This is a genomic window from Methylobacterium sp. C33D (genome assembly GCF_053345825.1).
The window spans coordinates 219,124-232,354 of record NZ_JBKFAV010000001.1 but is presented as its reverse complement, the minus strand read 5'-3'; the positions used below and the strand labels follow the sequence as shown (position 1 = coordinate 232,354).

The following is a 13,231-nucleotide window of genomic DNA, read 5'->3' as shown; positions in this document are numbered from 1 at the left end:
CGCGTAACCGGCTGCCCGGACAGGCGCGGCGGGCTCCGGATCGATCACTCCGCACGGCCTGACTCGGTCCGCAAGGACCGAACGGCGCGTCGGTGGGACGCCCGCGGTTCCGCTTCTCCGCGACGGCCGACGACCCACGCCCCGCAGCACTGTCGAAGACCGATCGATGCACGGGCGAAGATGCTGGGCGGGATGAGGGTCGGGTTCCGCATCGGGTCGAAAGCTGGAGACTGTGCGATGGATTACGTCCCTCCCATGGCGGCGATCGCGGCGGCCTCGCCGAAGACGCACGCCGCCGACGCGGCCGCGCTCGCGCCGACACAGGCGGTGAAATCCGCCTCGGCGCCGGATCCGCGGTCGATCTACACGCTCACGCCGGAGGCGGCCGGGGCGGTCTTCGCCCTGGTCGAGAATCGGATCCGGGTGATCGAGGCCGCGCTCGACGCGACCGACCGGCGGGGCACGCGAGCCGCCGCCGCGGCGATGGCGACGGCCACGGCGACGACGCCGGTCGTGTCGCCGGAGACGACGAAGACGATCGCCGCCGCCCATCGCAACTGGAGCGAGGATGCCCGGTTAGACCACAGCCCGACCCGCCACGTCGGGACCGACACGGTCGTGGACTACGATTCCCCGCGGGTGACGGCGGCCTGGAGCGTCGCCTTCCCGGAGCTGGCAGGCCGGAAGTACCGGGCCGTGCAAGGGCCGGGTCCGAGTCTGCGCTCCGTCCTGCACGAGGCCGAGGCCGACATGGACGACACGGGCAGCGACGTCTTCCTGCTCTGCAACAGCGCGCATTTCGAGACGATCCGACAGGCCCATCCGAGCGCGCACATCAACTGGATCAACGTCGACAACGACGAGATCGTCGTCGTCTGGCGGAAGCCGTCCGAGGAAGCCTAGGGCCGCGCGAGCCCGGTTGCGGGCAGCCCGCCCCGGACGGGACGGTGACACGCGCCACGGCCCGATCAGAGCGTCGGCAGCACCGCGCGCAGGTGGGCGGCGAAGGCGCGGGTCAGCGGCGCGGCGTGCGCCGCGTCCAGGCGGATCGTCAGGCCGATCCGCGCGAGCGCGGGCAGGCCGCTGCCGCGGGTCAGGATGCGCAGGTCGGGCGGGACCGCGGCGCGGGTCAGGACCGCGACCGCCTGGGCGGAGCGCGCCACCGCGAGCAGGCCGGACAGGCTGCCGCTCGCGTAGGCGATCCTGTAGGCGCGCCCGGCCGCGTCGAGGGCGGTCCGGGCCGCGCGGTGGTCCAGGGTGTCGGGGTCGCCGAGCGCGAGCGGCAGCGGGTCGGGCCAGGGCGCGCCGCCGCCGCGCGGCGCGACCCAGACGAGGTCCTCGCGCCGGAGGATCTCCCGCCCGCCGTCCAGCGCGACGGAGACGAGGGCCAGATCGAGCCCGCCGCGGGCGAGCCGATCCTCCAGACGGGGCGTCGCGGCGCAGACCACCTCGATCGCCGCGTCGGGGTGGAGGCGCGCGAAGCCGCGCAGCAGGGCGGGGAGGAAGGCCTGCGCGTAATCGTCCGGGCAGCCGAACCGCAGGGTGCCGTCGAGGCGCCCGCCGCACAGCTCCGCCACCGCATCGTCGTGCGAGGCCAGGATCCGGCGCGCGTGGACGAGGAGGCGCTCGCCCTGGACGGTGAGCACCGCACCGCGGCCGGTCCGCCGCAGCAGCGGCTGCGCGACCAGCTCCTCCAGCCGCTTCATCTGCATGCTGAGGGCGGCCTGGCTGCGCCCGACACGCTCCGCGGCCCGGCTCAGCGCGCCCGTCTCCGCCACCGTGGCGAAGCTGCGCAGGAGGTCGATGTCGAGGCTCCGGGCCATCAGGATCGCTGAACCCTCGCTTGAGAACTATAAGCTTCTCTGGTGTCGCCGGCGGTCCTAGCATGGTGGCGCCTGACACGGGACCCGGCTCGATGACGACGCGGAACGACGACCCCGATTTCTGGACGCGCGCCCGCCGGCACCTCGTGCGCTACGGCGGCGCCTTCGCGCCGGTCATCATCGAGCGCGCGCAGGGCAGCTTCGTCTACGACGCGGACGGCCGGGAGATCCTCGACTTCACCTCCGGACAGATGAGCGCGATCCTGGGACACGGTCATCCCGAGATCGCCGCGGTCGTCTCGGACCATGTCGGCCGCCTGGATCACCTGTTCAGCGGCATGCTGAGCCGGCCGGTCGTCGACCTCGCCACGGCGCTGGCCGGCCTCGCCCCCGGCGGCCTGGAGCGGGCGCTTCTCCTGACCACCGGCGCCGAGGCCAACGAGGCGGCCCTGCGCATGGCCAAGCTCGCCACCGGCGGCTGGGAGATCGTGAGCTTCGCGCAGTCGTGGCACGGCATGACGGCGGGCGCCGCCTCGGCGACCTACAGCGCCGGCCGCAAGGGTTATGGCCCGGCCCCCGTCGGGTCCTTCGCGATCCCCGCACCGAACGCCTACCGCCCGACCTTCGCGCGCGACGGGGCCGCCGACTGGCAGACCGAGCTCGACTACGCCTTCGCCCTGGTGGACCGGCAGTCGACCGGCAACCTCGCGGCCTTCCTGGCCGAGCCGATCCTCAGCTCCGGGGGCATCCTCGAACTCCCGCCCGGCTATCTCGCGGCGCTCAAGCGCAAGTGCACCGAGCGGGGCATGCTGCTGATCCTCGACGAGGCCCAGACCGGCATCGGCCGCACCGGCCTGATGTTCGCCTGCGAGCGCGACGGCGTGGTGCCCGACATCCTGACCCTGTCGAAGACCCTGGGCGCCGGCCTGCCCCTCGCGGCGGTCCTGACCACGCCGGAGATCGAGGATCTCTGCCACGCGCGCGGCTTCCTGTTCTACACGACGCACGTCTCCGACCCGCTTCCCGCCGCGGTCGGACTCAAGGTGCTGGAGATCGTCCGGCGCGACGGCCTGGTCGACCGGGCCCAGACGGCCGGCGCGCGGCTGGCGGCGCGGCTGCGGGCGCTGCAGCAGCGCTTCGCCTGCATCGGCGACGTGCGCGGGCGCGGCCTTCTGCAGGGCATGGAGATCGTGGCCGACCGGGACACGAAAGTGCCCGCGCCGGAACTCGGCGACGCGATCACGCGGCGCTGCCTCGCGCTCGGGCTGAGCATGAACATCGTGCAGCTGCCCGGCATGGGCGGCGTGTTCCGCATCGCCCCGCCGCTGACCGCCACCGACGCGGAGATCGACCTCGGTGTCGACATCCTGGAACGGGCGATCGAAGCCTCGGTGTGAGGCGACGGGCGGCCCCGTCAGGCCGCCTCGATCTCCGCGCTGACCGACAGCCACTCCTCCTCGGCGGCGGCGAGCGCGGTCGCGGCGTCCGACCGCATCCTGGCGATCTCGCCGGCCTTGGCGGCGTTCTCCCGGAACGCGGACCCGTCCTCCAGGGCCGCGTCGATCTTCTGGATCGCCGCGGTCAGCTTGGCCATCCGGGCCTCGATCGACTCCAGCCGCTTGCGCAGGGGCGCGAGGGCCGCGCGGCGCTCGACGCCGGCGCGGCGCGCCTCGGCCTTCTGGCCGCCGGACGGCTCGGACTCGCGCTCGGACTCCCGCTCGGGCCCCGACAGGACGAAGCGCCGGTAATCGTCCATGTCGCCGTCGAAGGTCTTCACCGTGCCGTCCGCGACCAGCCAGAGCCGGTCGGCACAGGCCTCGACCAGGAATCGGTCGTGCGAGACGAGGATGACGGCGCCCTCGTAGTCGTTGATCGCCTCCACGAGAGCCTGCCGGCTCTCGATGTCGAGGTGGTTGGTCGGCTCGTCGAGGATCAGGAGGTGCGGGCCGTGGAAGGCCGCGAGCCCCATGAGCAGCCGCGCCTTCTCGCCGCCCGACAGCTTCTCGACCGGCGTGTCGGCCTTGTTGGCGCCGAAACCGAGCCGCGCCGTCGCGCTGCGCACTTTCGCCTCCGGCACGTCCGGCATCAGGGTCCGGACATGCGCGTAGGCGCTCTCGGCGGGGCGCAGCTCGTCGAGCTGGTGCTGGGCGAAGTAGGCGACCTCCATCTTGGACGAGCGCTTCACCTCGCCGGCGACCGGGCCGAGCCGGCCGCCGATCAGCTTGCAGAAGGTCGACTTGCCGTTGCCGTTGGCGCCCAGCAGCGCGACCCGGTCGTCCGGCGCGAGGCTGAGGTCGAGGCCGGTCAGGACGATCCGGTCCCCGTAGCCGGCCTTCACCCGCTCCAGGGCGACGATCGGCGGCGACAGCGGCTTCTCCGGGCTCGGCAGATGGATCACCGGCACGTCGTCCTCGAGCAGCGCCGCGATCGGCTCCATCTTGGCGAGCCGCTTCATCCGCGACTGGGCCTGCCGCGCCTTGGTGGCCTTGGCCTTGAAGCGGTCGATGAAGCTCTGCAGGTGCGCGCGCTCGGCATCCTGCTTGGCCTTCGCCTTGGCCTGGAGGACGCGCTTCTCCGAGAGCTGCTTGGCGAAGCTGGTGTAGCCGCCGCGGTAGATCGTCAGCTTGCCGCGGTCGAGGTGCAGGATGTGGTCGACGCTCGTGTCGAGCAGGTCACGGTCGTGGCTGATGATGATCGCGGTGCGCGGGTAGCGCTCCAGGTAGTCGTACAGCCAGAGCGTGCCCTCGATGTCGAGGTAGTTGGTCGGCTCGTCGAGGAGCAGCAGGTCCGGCTCCGAGAACAGGACTGCGGCGAGCGCCACGCGCATCCGCCAGCCGCCGGAGAAGTCCGCGCAGGGCCGTGCCTGGGCCGCCGCGTCGAAGCCCAGCCCGTGCAGGATCGCGGCGGCCCGGGCCGGCGCCGAGTGGGCGCCGATATCCACGAGCCGCGTCTCGATCTCGGCCCGGCGCAGCCCGTCCGCGTGCTCGGCCTCCGCCATCAGGCGGGCGCGCTCCGTGTCGGCGGCCAGAACGACCGCGTGCAGCGTCTCCGGCCCGGCCGGTGCCTCCTGGGCGACGGCGCCGATCCGCATGCCTCTGGGTAGCGCCACCGCCTTTGCGTCGACCGGGAGGTCGCCGAGAATGGCCTTGAACAGGGTGGTCTTGCCGGCCCCGTTGCGCCCGACGAGCCCGACGCGGGCGCCCTCCGGGATCGTGAAGCTCGCGGAATCGAGGATCAGACGGTCGCCGATGCGATAGGTGAGGTCGTTGACGCGCAGCATGCCGGCGTTCTGGCGGTCCGGGCGCCGCGAGGCAAGCGCCCCCGCCGCGCGGACGGCGCGCCGTCTCGGCGGCAAGCCGCCCTCTCAATTTCAACCTCTATTTGAAACTGTGATCAACAGCTTCGGCAATCGGAATTTTAACGGAATGCCGTCAAAGCTGCGGCGAGTGCTGTGCATATAGGCGATGATAGCTCGTTCGTCGGTCCTGAAGCGTCAACACGCGAGCCGATGAAGCACCCGGGCACGGGGCGAGCCACAGGGGGGAATCTTGGGCGAGACCCTGATCCTGACCGACGACGTCGAGCGCGGCGAGCGGCTCGCGCGCAATCTCGGCGGCGTCACGTCCGTCGTGCTGCACGACCTCTACGGCGACGCCCTGCCGCCGCGGGGGGCCGCGCTGATCATCAGCGATGTCAGTGCGCTGACCTCCGAATCCGTGCGCCGCCTGCGGCAAGCCTTGTCCACCGCGCGCGGCCCCGGCATCCCGTTCCTGGCATTGATCCACGGCAATCTCGGTCGCGGCGAGATCCAGGCCACCGCCCTCGGCGCGACCCGCGCGATGCCGGCGGCCGCGGCCAGCGCGATGTTGCTGAACGCGGTCGCGACGCTGACCAGCTCCGCCAAGGCTCCGCAGCGGACCGGGGACTGGCGTCGGAACGTGAACGATGCCCGCGCGGCCTTCGTCAGCTTGTTCCGCGCCGATCGTGTCCCTGCGGCCGCGATGGTCGAGAACGGTGCCGACTTGGTCAACCAAGCGATCCGCGAGGCCAAGGTGCGCGACTGGCTCAGGGTCGTGGCGAGCTTCGACGACGTCACGCACCGTCACTGCCTCAGCGTGGCCGGCATCGCGGCCGAGTTCGCCCGCGTCCTGGGGCTCAACGAGGCCGATTCCCGGTACCTCGTCAAAGGCGCGCTGCTCCACGACATCGGGAAAGCCAAGATCCCCCTGGCGATCCTGAACAAGCCCGCGCCGCTGACACCGGCGGAGCGCGCGGAGATGGATCGCCACCCGGCGCTCGGACACGAGATGCTCCTCACGGGCGACTACGACGCGCTGACACTGTCGGTGGTGCGCTCGCACCACGAGTATCTCGACGGCTCGGGCTATCCGGACGGCCTGCGCGGGGAGCAGATCCCGGACCTCGTCCGGCTGATCACCATCTGCGATATCTTCGCCGCGCTGATCGAGGCGCGCCCCTACAAGGCGCCGAAGTCCCCGCGCGAGGCCTACGCGATCCTCGAGTCGATGATGACGAAGCTGGACGCGGACCTGGTCCGCGCCTTCGGCGCGGTCGCGGTCGCCTGCGAGACACCCCACCGCGCTTCCGCCTGAGCGCCCGGCCGAGAGCCCTCCCTGCGAGCGCACCCGGTCGGCGGCCGGCAAGTCAGACGAGTTGCCAGGCTGTGCTGTCCCGCATCAGCGCGGCGACAAGGGCGTGGTTGAGCTCATGGCCCGTGTGGAAGGCCGTGATCCGGCCCTCGACCGGATGGCCCGCCAGCGCGAGGTCTCCGACAAGGTCGAGGATGCGATGACGGACCGGCTCGCCGGCGACCCGCATCCCGCCCAGCACGCGCCCGCGCACGAGCAGCGCGGCCGACCGGGGCGAGACGCCCTGCAGGAAGTCGTTCCGCATGACGTAGCCGTAGGCGCGGCCCGCCATGGCCCGCACGTATCGCCCGAAGCTGCGCGCCGGCGCGATCTCCCGCTGGAAGGAGTCCGGCGTGATCGGGCCCGACCAGTCGATCGACCCGAAATGCGCCAGCGCGACGTGGCCGGTGATGTGCAGGCCCGGACCCGGTTCGATCTGCAGGCGCCGCCGCCCGTTCTCGACCGCCACGGTGCGCAGCAGGCGGATCACCCGGCAGGGCAAGCCCTGCTCGCGCCGACCCGCGGCCCGGATCGCCTCGCACCAGGGGGTCGCGCTCCCGTCGAAGATCGGCAGCTCGTCGGCGTCGATCTCGGCCAGCACGTTGTCGATCCGCAGCGCGCTGAGCGAGGCCATGAGGTGCTCGATCGTGCGCACCAGGACGCCGTCCCGCCGCAGCGCCGAGGAGAGCGGCTGCGATTCCCGGTAGTGCCAGTGAGCGGGGACGTCGACGGCCCGGCCGTCCCGCAGGTGGCGGCGGAAGACGACGCCGTGGCCGGCCGGGGCCGGGCTGACGCGGACCGTGGCGTGACGACCGGAATGGAGGCTGCGGCCCGACCGCTCGAAGGAGTGCGCGAGCGTCGCCTGCTGGCGGGGTCCGGTGGAGGTTGGGGAGCGCGGGAAGGGAACGTCTTGATGCATCGGTACCGCCCGCCTCGGCGGGCCAGGAATTTAGCCCTCATACCTGATCCACGCTAATAAACTCCTGTTCATTGGCGCGCGGCTTGACCGCCCCGCCCGCGACCGTCACGATTGCGCTGCCCGATCGATCCAGCACCGCCCCGGCGGGGCGCGGCTTCACTGTGCGGGCTGCTCCCGTCCCCAGATCTGCTGGCCGGCCCCCGTCAGGGCAGGGACGGAGGCCGGAGTTGAGGGAACACGATCGATGGCGCGGTTGGGGACAATACCCTTCTTCAAGGATCCCGGCATCGAGCTCAGCCCCTACGAGCCCCGCTGCCACTGGCGCCGCTTCGACGAGAACGAGGTCCTCGTCGACTTCGACGACATCTCGACCGACGTGTACTTCATCGCCTCCGGCGAGGTCCGCATCCTGAACCGGACCCAGTCCGGCAAGGAAGTCATCCTGGGTGAGATGCGGGGCGGGGCGTTCTTCGGCGAACTCGCCGCCATCGACGGGATCGGCCGCTCGGCCAACGTCACGGCGCTGACGCGCGGCGAGGTCTGCGTCGTGCCGGCGCCGGTCTTCCGGCAGATCGTGTTCGCCTCCGAGGCGATCGCCGACCGGCTGTTCCGGCTCCTGGCCAAGCGCGTGCGCGAGCTGAACACGCGGCTCATGGAGCACGCCCTGCTCGACCTCAAGCACCGGCTCTACGCCGAGCTGCTGCGCCTCTCCGTGCCCCGCACCGGGACGACGGGCGAGCGGGTGGTCTCGCCCCCTCCCTACCACCACGTCCTCGCCGCGCGGATCGGCTGCCGCCGCGAGCAGGTGACCCGGGAATTCACCGCGATGGCGGCCGAGGGACTGGTCGACCGCACCCGCGGCGCCCTGGTCCTGCGCCGGCCCGACCTCCTGGAAGCGCGCGTGGCCGAGGCGCTGCGCGAGGATTCCTGATCCGTTGACCGACCGGCCGGCGCCGCGCCTGCGGCTCGAGGAGCTGAGCAAGCGCTTCGGCCCGCATCGGGCCGTGGACGCCGTGTCCCTCGACCTCGAAGCGGGGGAGTTCTTCTGCCTGCTCGGCCCGTCCGGCTGCGGCAAGAGTACCCTCCTGCGGATGATCGCGGGTTTCGAGAGCCCGACCGCGGGGCGGATCCTGCTGGGCGAGCAGGATCTCACCGCGCTGCCGCCCCATCGGCGGCCGGTCAACATGATGTTCCAATCCTACGCCCTGTTCCCGCACATGAGCGTGGCGGGCAATATCGGCTACGGCCTGAAGGGTTCGGGCCGCGCGGCCCTGGCGAAACGCGTGTCGGAGCTGCTCAAGCTCGTCCGCCTGGACGGTTTCGGCGACCGTCGCCCCGAGACGCTCTCGGGCGGGCAGCGGCAGCGGGTCGCCTTGGCCCGTGCGCTCGCCCGGGAGCCGAAGCTGCTGCTGCTCGACGAGCCGCTCGGGGCGCTCGACCGCGGCCTGCGCGAGGAGACGCAGGGCGAGCTGCGCGCGGTCCAGCGCCGCCTCGGCACCGCCTTCGTCGTCGTCACGCACGATCCCGAGGAGGCGATGATGCTCGCCGACCGGATCGGCGTCATGGAGGCGGGCCGCCTGATCCAGGTCGGGCCGCCGGCCGATCTCTACCGGCGCCCGGCGAGCCGCTTCGTAGCCGGCCTGCTCGGCGACGTGAACCTCATCCCCGGCCGGCTCGGGCCCGCGGGCCCCGACGCGGTCCGCACGGTCGAGACCGCGTACGGCACCGTGCGGGGCGTCGCCGAGCCCGCGCTCGCGGAGGGCGCCGCAGTCGTGGTCGCGGTGCGGCCCGCGGACGTGGTGCTGGGCGCGGAGGGACTCCCGGTGGTCGTCTCCGACAGCGTGTTCCTGGGTGACCGGGTGCGCCGGACGCTGCGCCTGCCCGACGGCGCGACGCTCCGGGCGAGCGGGCAGCCCGCGGAGGCGGGGGCGTCGCCGGGCGCGGACACCCGCGCCGGCTTCCCGGCCGACGCCGCCGTGATCCTGCCGGCATGAGGACCGGCGTGCCGGAGTCCGACCGTGCGGCGGGGCCAGCGGGGGCCGGTCCCACGCGTGTCCGGGCGCGCGGGCGGCTGTTCGGCCGGCTGCTGCGCCTGCCGCCCTTCCTGTGGCTGGCGGCGTTCTTCCTGCTGCCCTTCGCCATCACCCTCAAGATCAGCCTGTCGGAGCCGGCGACGGCGATCCCGCCCTACCTGCCGCTGCTCGACTGGCGCGGCGGGATCGACGGCTGGTCGGCCTTCCTCGAGGCCCTGAACTTCGACAATTACCTGACGCTCGCCGCCGATCCGCTCTACCGCGACGCCGCCCTCGGCTCCCTGACCTACGCCGGCGTCGCCAGCCTGATCCTCGTCGGCCTCGGGACGCCGCTCGCCTACGCCCTGGCGCGGGCGCCGGCGCGCTGGCAGCCGCTGCTCGTGGCGCTGGTGATCGTGCCGTTCTGGACGAGCTTCCTCATCCGGGTCTACGCCTGGATCGCGATCCTGAAGCCCGAAGGGCTGCTGAATCTCGCTCTGCGCCGCCTCGGCCTGATCGACGCCCCGCTGATGATCCTCAACACTGACGCGGCGGTGATCGTCGGCCTCGTCTACGCCTACCTGCCCTTCATGGTGCTGCCGCTCTACGCGGTGATGAACCGCCTCGATCCGGCCCTGCGCGAGGCCGCGGCCGATCTCGGCGCCGCGCCGAGCCGGGTGTTCTGGACCGTGACCGTGCCGCTCAGCCTGCCGGGGATCGCGGCCGGCGCGGGACTCTGCTTCATCCCGATGGTCGGCGAGTTCGTCATCCCGGACCTGCTCGGCGGGTCGGAGACGCTCATGCTCGGCCGGGTGCTCTGGAGCGAGTTCTTCTCGAACCGCGACTGGCCGCTGGCCTCGGCAGTCGCCGTGCTGATCCTCCTCATCGTCATCGGACCGGTGGTGCTGTTCCGGGACAGCCTGCGCGCGGGCGAGGGTGAGGCGCCGTGAGCTGGGTGACCCGCACCGCCATGGCGGCCGGCCTGGGCTTCCTGTACGGGCCGATCCTGGTGCTGATCGCCTACTCGTTCAACGCCTCGCCGATGGTGACGGTCTGGGGCGGGTTCTCGACCCGCTGGTACGGCGCCCTGCTCGCCGACGCGCCGCTCCTGTCGGCCGCCTGGGTTTCCCTCAAGGTCGCTTTCCTCGCGAGCCTGCTCGCCACGATCCTCGGCACGCTGGCGGCCCTCGCTCTGGAGCGGCACGGCCGGTTCCGCGGGCGCGCCCTGTTCACCGGTCTCGTCTTCGGGCCGATCGTGATGCCGGAGGTGATGATCGGCCTGTCGCTCCTGCTCATGTTCATCGGGATCGGGCTGGACCGCGGCCTCGCGACGATCGTCATCGCCCACACGACCTTCTGCACCGGCTTCGTGGCGGTGGTGGTCGGCGCGCGCCTGCGCGGCCTCGACCGGTCTCTCGAGGAGGCCGCGGCCGATCTCGGCGCGGCGCCGGGCCGCGTGCTCGTGACCGTGACGCTGCCGCTGCTGGCGCCCGCCCTGGCGGCCGGCGCGCTCCTCGCCTTCACCCTGTCGCTCGACGACTTGGTGATCGCGAGCTTCGTCTCCGGCCCGGGCTCGACCACCCTGCCGATGCGGCTCTACAGCCAAGTCCGGCTGGGCGTGAATCCGGAGATCAACGCGGCCTCGACGCTCCTCGTCGTGCTGGTGAGCGTCGCGGTGCTGCTGGCATCCTGGCTCACCGGTCGACGCGGGCAGCGCTGAGCCGCGTCACTCCGCGGCCTGCGCGGCGGTCGCGCCGCCCCTCAGCACCTGGGCCGCGACGACCGTCACGATGACGTTCACCACCAGCGCCACGATGCCGACATTCACGTCCTGGAGCGGTCCCAGGACCGGCAGCTTCGCCAAGCTGAACCCGGACAGGACCGTCACCGCCACGGTGGCCACGCCCGCGACGATGCCGGCGATCGCGGCGCGGCGGTCGAGGGGATTGCGGCGCATCAGGCTGGTGATGAAGCAGGGGAAGAGCTGCGTCACGAAGTTGTAGCCCATGAGCAGGAGCTGCACGATCGTGTCGCCGCCCGAAAGAGTGAAACCGACGCAGACCAGCGCGAGCACCGGCACGAGGATCTTGCAGAGCCGCGCGGTGGCGGCGTCATCCATGCCGGGGCGCAGCGGTCGGACGAGGTTGTTCGCGACCAGCGTGGCGCCGGCGATCAGGATCATGGAGCCCGGAACGAGGGCGGTCAGCACCCCCGTGGCGCCGATCAGCCCGATCACCCACGGCGGGAAGGTCGCGAGGGAGAGCTTGAACAGCGAGAGGTCGACGTCGGGCCCCGCCAGGCCCGGCACCTGCATCACGGCGGTGAAGCCGATCACGAACACGAACAGGTTGATCAGCTGGTAGATCGGCAGGATCACGGCGTTGCGGCGGAAGGCGCCCGGCTCGCGCGCCGTGTAGAGCGACGCGAAGGTGTGGGGCCACATGTAGCCGCCGAGCGCGGTCAGCAGGACCGTGGTGGTGAACCACACCGGGCTCTGGCCGCGGTCGGGCAGGGCCAGGAACCCGGGCTTGGCCGCCTCGATCGCCGCGAACAGGCCCTCGTAGCCGCCGTAGTAGTGCACCGGCAGGTAGATCCCGAGGAACACCACCACGAACAGGATGCTGGTGTCCTTGATCACCGCCGTCCAGGCGGAGCCGTGCACGCCCGACACCACCACGTAGGCGGTGAGCGCGGCCGCGCCGATCCAGACCGCCGCGGTCGACGAGATCGCGCCGTAGGACGCCGTGGAGACGATGATCCCGAGGCCCTTGAACTGCAGCACGAGGTAGGGAACGAGGGCTACGATCCCCACGAGCGCCACCAGCATGCCGAGCGCGCGGCTGCCGTACTTGCGCGCGAAGAAGTCGGGCTGCGTGTAGAGGTTGTGCTGCTTCGCGTAGCGCCAGACCGGCGGCAGCAGCCAGTACGAGGTGACGTAGGCGAGCGTCAGGTAGCAGAGGATGTAGTAGGCCGGGCCGCCCTTCCCGTAGGCGATGCCGGAGCCGCCGAGGAACGTGAAGGTCGTGTAGATCTCCCCGGCCATAAGCAGGAAGACCAGGGCGGTGCCGAAGCCGCGGCCGCCCACGGTCCACTGCTCCAGCCCCATCTCGCGGCCGACCCGCGCGTAGAGTCCGAGGCCGATCGCCAGCGCGAAGCCGGCGGCCACGATGACGAGCGCGACGCTCATCGGGGATCCTCCGGCGCGCGGTTCTGAGGGTCGGTCAGGTAGATCACCCCCATCACGGCCGAGGTTCCGATCACGCAGAACACCAGCCAGGCCAGGAGCAGCGGCAAGCCGAACACGAAGGGCTCGACCCGGTTCAGGAAGAACGGGCCGACCAGGATCCCGAGGAAGGGCAGGGCGGCCAGCCACCGCAGATTTCGCATGCGCGATACCGTTCAGAAGGCCCCGATATCGCGGGGTGGATCAGTCACCGAGCGCTGTCAACGCCGCGAGCGCCCAACAGCGCGCGTCCCGATCACGTCTGCGTGCTGTGCGCTCGCGCACGCGGCCGCGCTTCGGGCACGCATATCCTCGTGAGGCGTCGCGCCGTTCGACACGGCGGGCGCCGAGGGATTTCACGGATGACCCGCACTCTGACCATCGCGGCGCTGGCCGCGCTCCTCGCCGTTCCGGCAGTCCGCGCGGAGGCCCGCCCCCGGCACACCCCCGCCAAGGCGCAGCCCAGCGCCGCGATCAAGGCGCGCCAGACCGTTCTGAACGATTTCAACGCGCGGATGAGCCGCCTGGACGCGCTCATGGGCACGCCGAGCACGCCGTCGGTCCGCGCGCGCTCGGCCGAGGCCGGGCGCTAGGTCGCACCGCGA

13 protein-coding genes are annotated in these 13,231 nt (G+C 72.0%); 8 read left to right on the top strand and 5 right to left on the bottom strand.

Annotated features, from left to right (window positions below):
- The first annotated feature begins 237 nt into the window (after positions 1 to 237).
- The gene (locus ACLBXO_RS01180) at positions 238 to 903 is read left to right on the top strand and encodes a hypothetical protein (protein ID WP_447684223.1); all 666 of its coding nucleotides are present in this window, start codon (positions 238 to 240) and stop codon (positions 901 to 903) included.
- Positions 904 to 968: 65 nt separating this feature from the next.
- Here ACLBXO_RS01180 and ACLBXO_RS01175 read toward each other — a convergent pair whose 3' ends face one another.
- Positions 969 to 1,823 carry a LysR substrate-binding domain-containing protein gene (locus tag ACLBXO_RS01175; protein ID WP_447684222.1) on the bottom strand — a complete coding sequence of 285 codons (855 nt, stop codon included), beginning with the start codon at positions 1,821 to 1,823 and terminating at the stop codon, positions 969 to 971.
- A 92-nt stretch (positions 1,824 to 1,915) separates the two neighbouring features.
- Here ACLBXO_RS01175 and ACLBXO_RS01170 point away from each other — a divergent pair, with 92 nt between their 5' ends.
- The gene (locus ACLBXO_RS01170; protein WP_331317887.1) at positions 1,916 to 3,220 is read left to right on the top strand and encodes an aspartate aminotransferase family protein; all 1,305 of its coding nucleotides are present in this window, start codon (positions 1,916 to 1,918) and stop codon (positions 3,218 to 3,220) included.
- A gap of 17 nt (positions 3,221 to 3,237) precedes the next feature.
- On the opposite strand, the gene ACLBXO_RS01165 is transcribed toward ACLBXO_RS01170, so the two are convergent.
- Positions 3,238 to 5,103 (bottom strand): ABC-F family ATP-binding cassette domain-containing protein, encoded by a 1,866-nt coding sequence (locus tag ACLBXO_RS01165; RefSeq protein ID WP_447684221.1) that lies wholly within the window; start codon positions 5,101 to 5,103, stop codon positions 3,238 to 3,240.
- 268 nt (positions 5,104 to 5,371) lie between these two features.
- Here ACLBXO_RS01165 and ACLBXO_RS01160 point away from each other — a divergent pair, with 268 nt between their 5' ends.
- Positions 5,372 to 6,436 (top strand): HD-GYP domain-containing protein, encoded by a 1,065-nt coding sequence (locus ACLBXO_RS01160; RefSeq protein WP_331317890.1) that lies wholly within the window; start codon positions 5,372 to 5,374, stop codon positions 6,434 to 6,436.
- A 52-nt stretch (positions 6,437 to 6,488) separates the two neighbouring features.
- On the opposite strand, the gene ACLBXO_RS01155 is transcribed toward ACLBXO_RS01160, so the two are convergent.
- The gene (locus ACLBXO_RS01155) at positions 6,489 to 7,391 is read right to left on the bottom strand and encodes a UDP-3-O-acyl N-acetylglycosamine deacetylase (RefSeq protein ID WP_447684220.1); all 903 of its coding nucleotides are present in this window, start codon (positions 7,389 to 7,391) and stop codon (positions 6,489 to 6,491) included.
- 244 nt (positions 7,392 to 7,635) lie between these two features.
- On the opposite strand from ACLBXO_RS01155, the gene ACLBXO_RS01150 reads away from it, so the two are divergent.
- From ACLBXO_RS01150 to ACLBXO_RS01135, 4 genes are read left to right on the top strand one after another with little or no spacing between them, the layout of a single operon-like run.
- On the top strand, positions 7,636 to 8,322 hold the full coding sequence (locus tag ACLBXO_RS01150) for a Crp/Fnr family transcriptional regulator (protein ID WP_331290648.1): 687 nt from the start codon (positions 7,636 to 7,638) through the stop codon (positions 8,320 to 8,322).
- Positions 8,323 to 8,326: 4 nt separating this feature from the next.
- Positions 8,327 to 9,385, top strand: coding sequence for an ABC transporter ATP-binding protein (locus ACLBXO_RS01145; protein ID WP_447684219.1), 1,059 nt, complete (start codon positions 8,327 to 8,329; stop codon positions 9,383 to 9,385).
- Positions 9,382 to 10,353 (top strand): ABC transporter permease, encoded by a 972-nt coding sequence (locus ACLBXO_RS01140; protein WP_447684218.1) that lies wholly within the window; start codon positions 9,382 to 9,384, stop codon positions 10,351 to 10,353. The genes ACLBXO_RS01145 and ACLBXO_RS01140 overlap by 4 nt, the downstream gene beginning before the upstream one ends.
- Complete coding sequence (locus tag ACLBXO_RS01135) at positions 10,350 to 11,123, top strand: ABC transporter permease (RefSeq protein ID WP_447684217.1); 774 nt, start codon at positions 10,350 to 10,352, stop codon at positions 11,121 to 11,123. The genes ACLBXO_RS01140 and ACLBXO_RS01135 overlap by 4 nt, the downstream gene beginning before the upstream one ends.
- Positions 11,124 to 11,129: 6 nt before the next feature.
- On the opposite strand, the gene ACLBXO_RS01130 is transcribed toward ACLBXO_RS01135, so the two are convergent.
- Positions 11,130 to 12,590 (bottom strand): sodium:solute symporter family protein, encoded by a 1,461-nt coding sequence (locus ACLBXO_RS01130; protein ID WP_447684216.1) that lies wholly within the window; start codon positions 12,588 to 12,590, stop codon positions 11,130 to 11,132.
- Complete coding sequence (locus tag ACLBXO_RS01125) at positions 12,587 to 12,790, bottom strand: DUF3311 domain-containing protein (protein WP_056528530.1); 204 nt, start codon at positions 12,788 to 12,790, stop codon at positions 12,587 to 12,589. The genes ACLBXO_RS01130 and ACLBXO_RS01125 overlap by 4 nt, the downstream gene beginning before the upstream one ends.
- Positions 12,791 to 12,988: 198 nt before the next feature.
- Between ACLBXO_RS01125 and ACLBXO_RS01120 the strand changes: the two genes are divergently transcribed.
- Positions 12,989 to 13,219: a hypothetical protein gene (locus ACLBXO_RS01120; protein ID WP_331317900.1), complete on the top strand. Its 231-nt coding sequence runs from the start codon at positions 12,989 to 12,991 to the stop codon at positions 13,217 to 13,219.
- Positions 13,220 to 13,231: the final 12 nt, after the last annotated feature.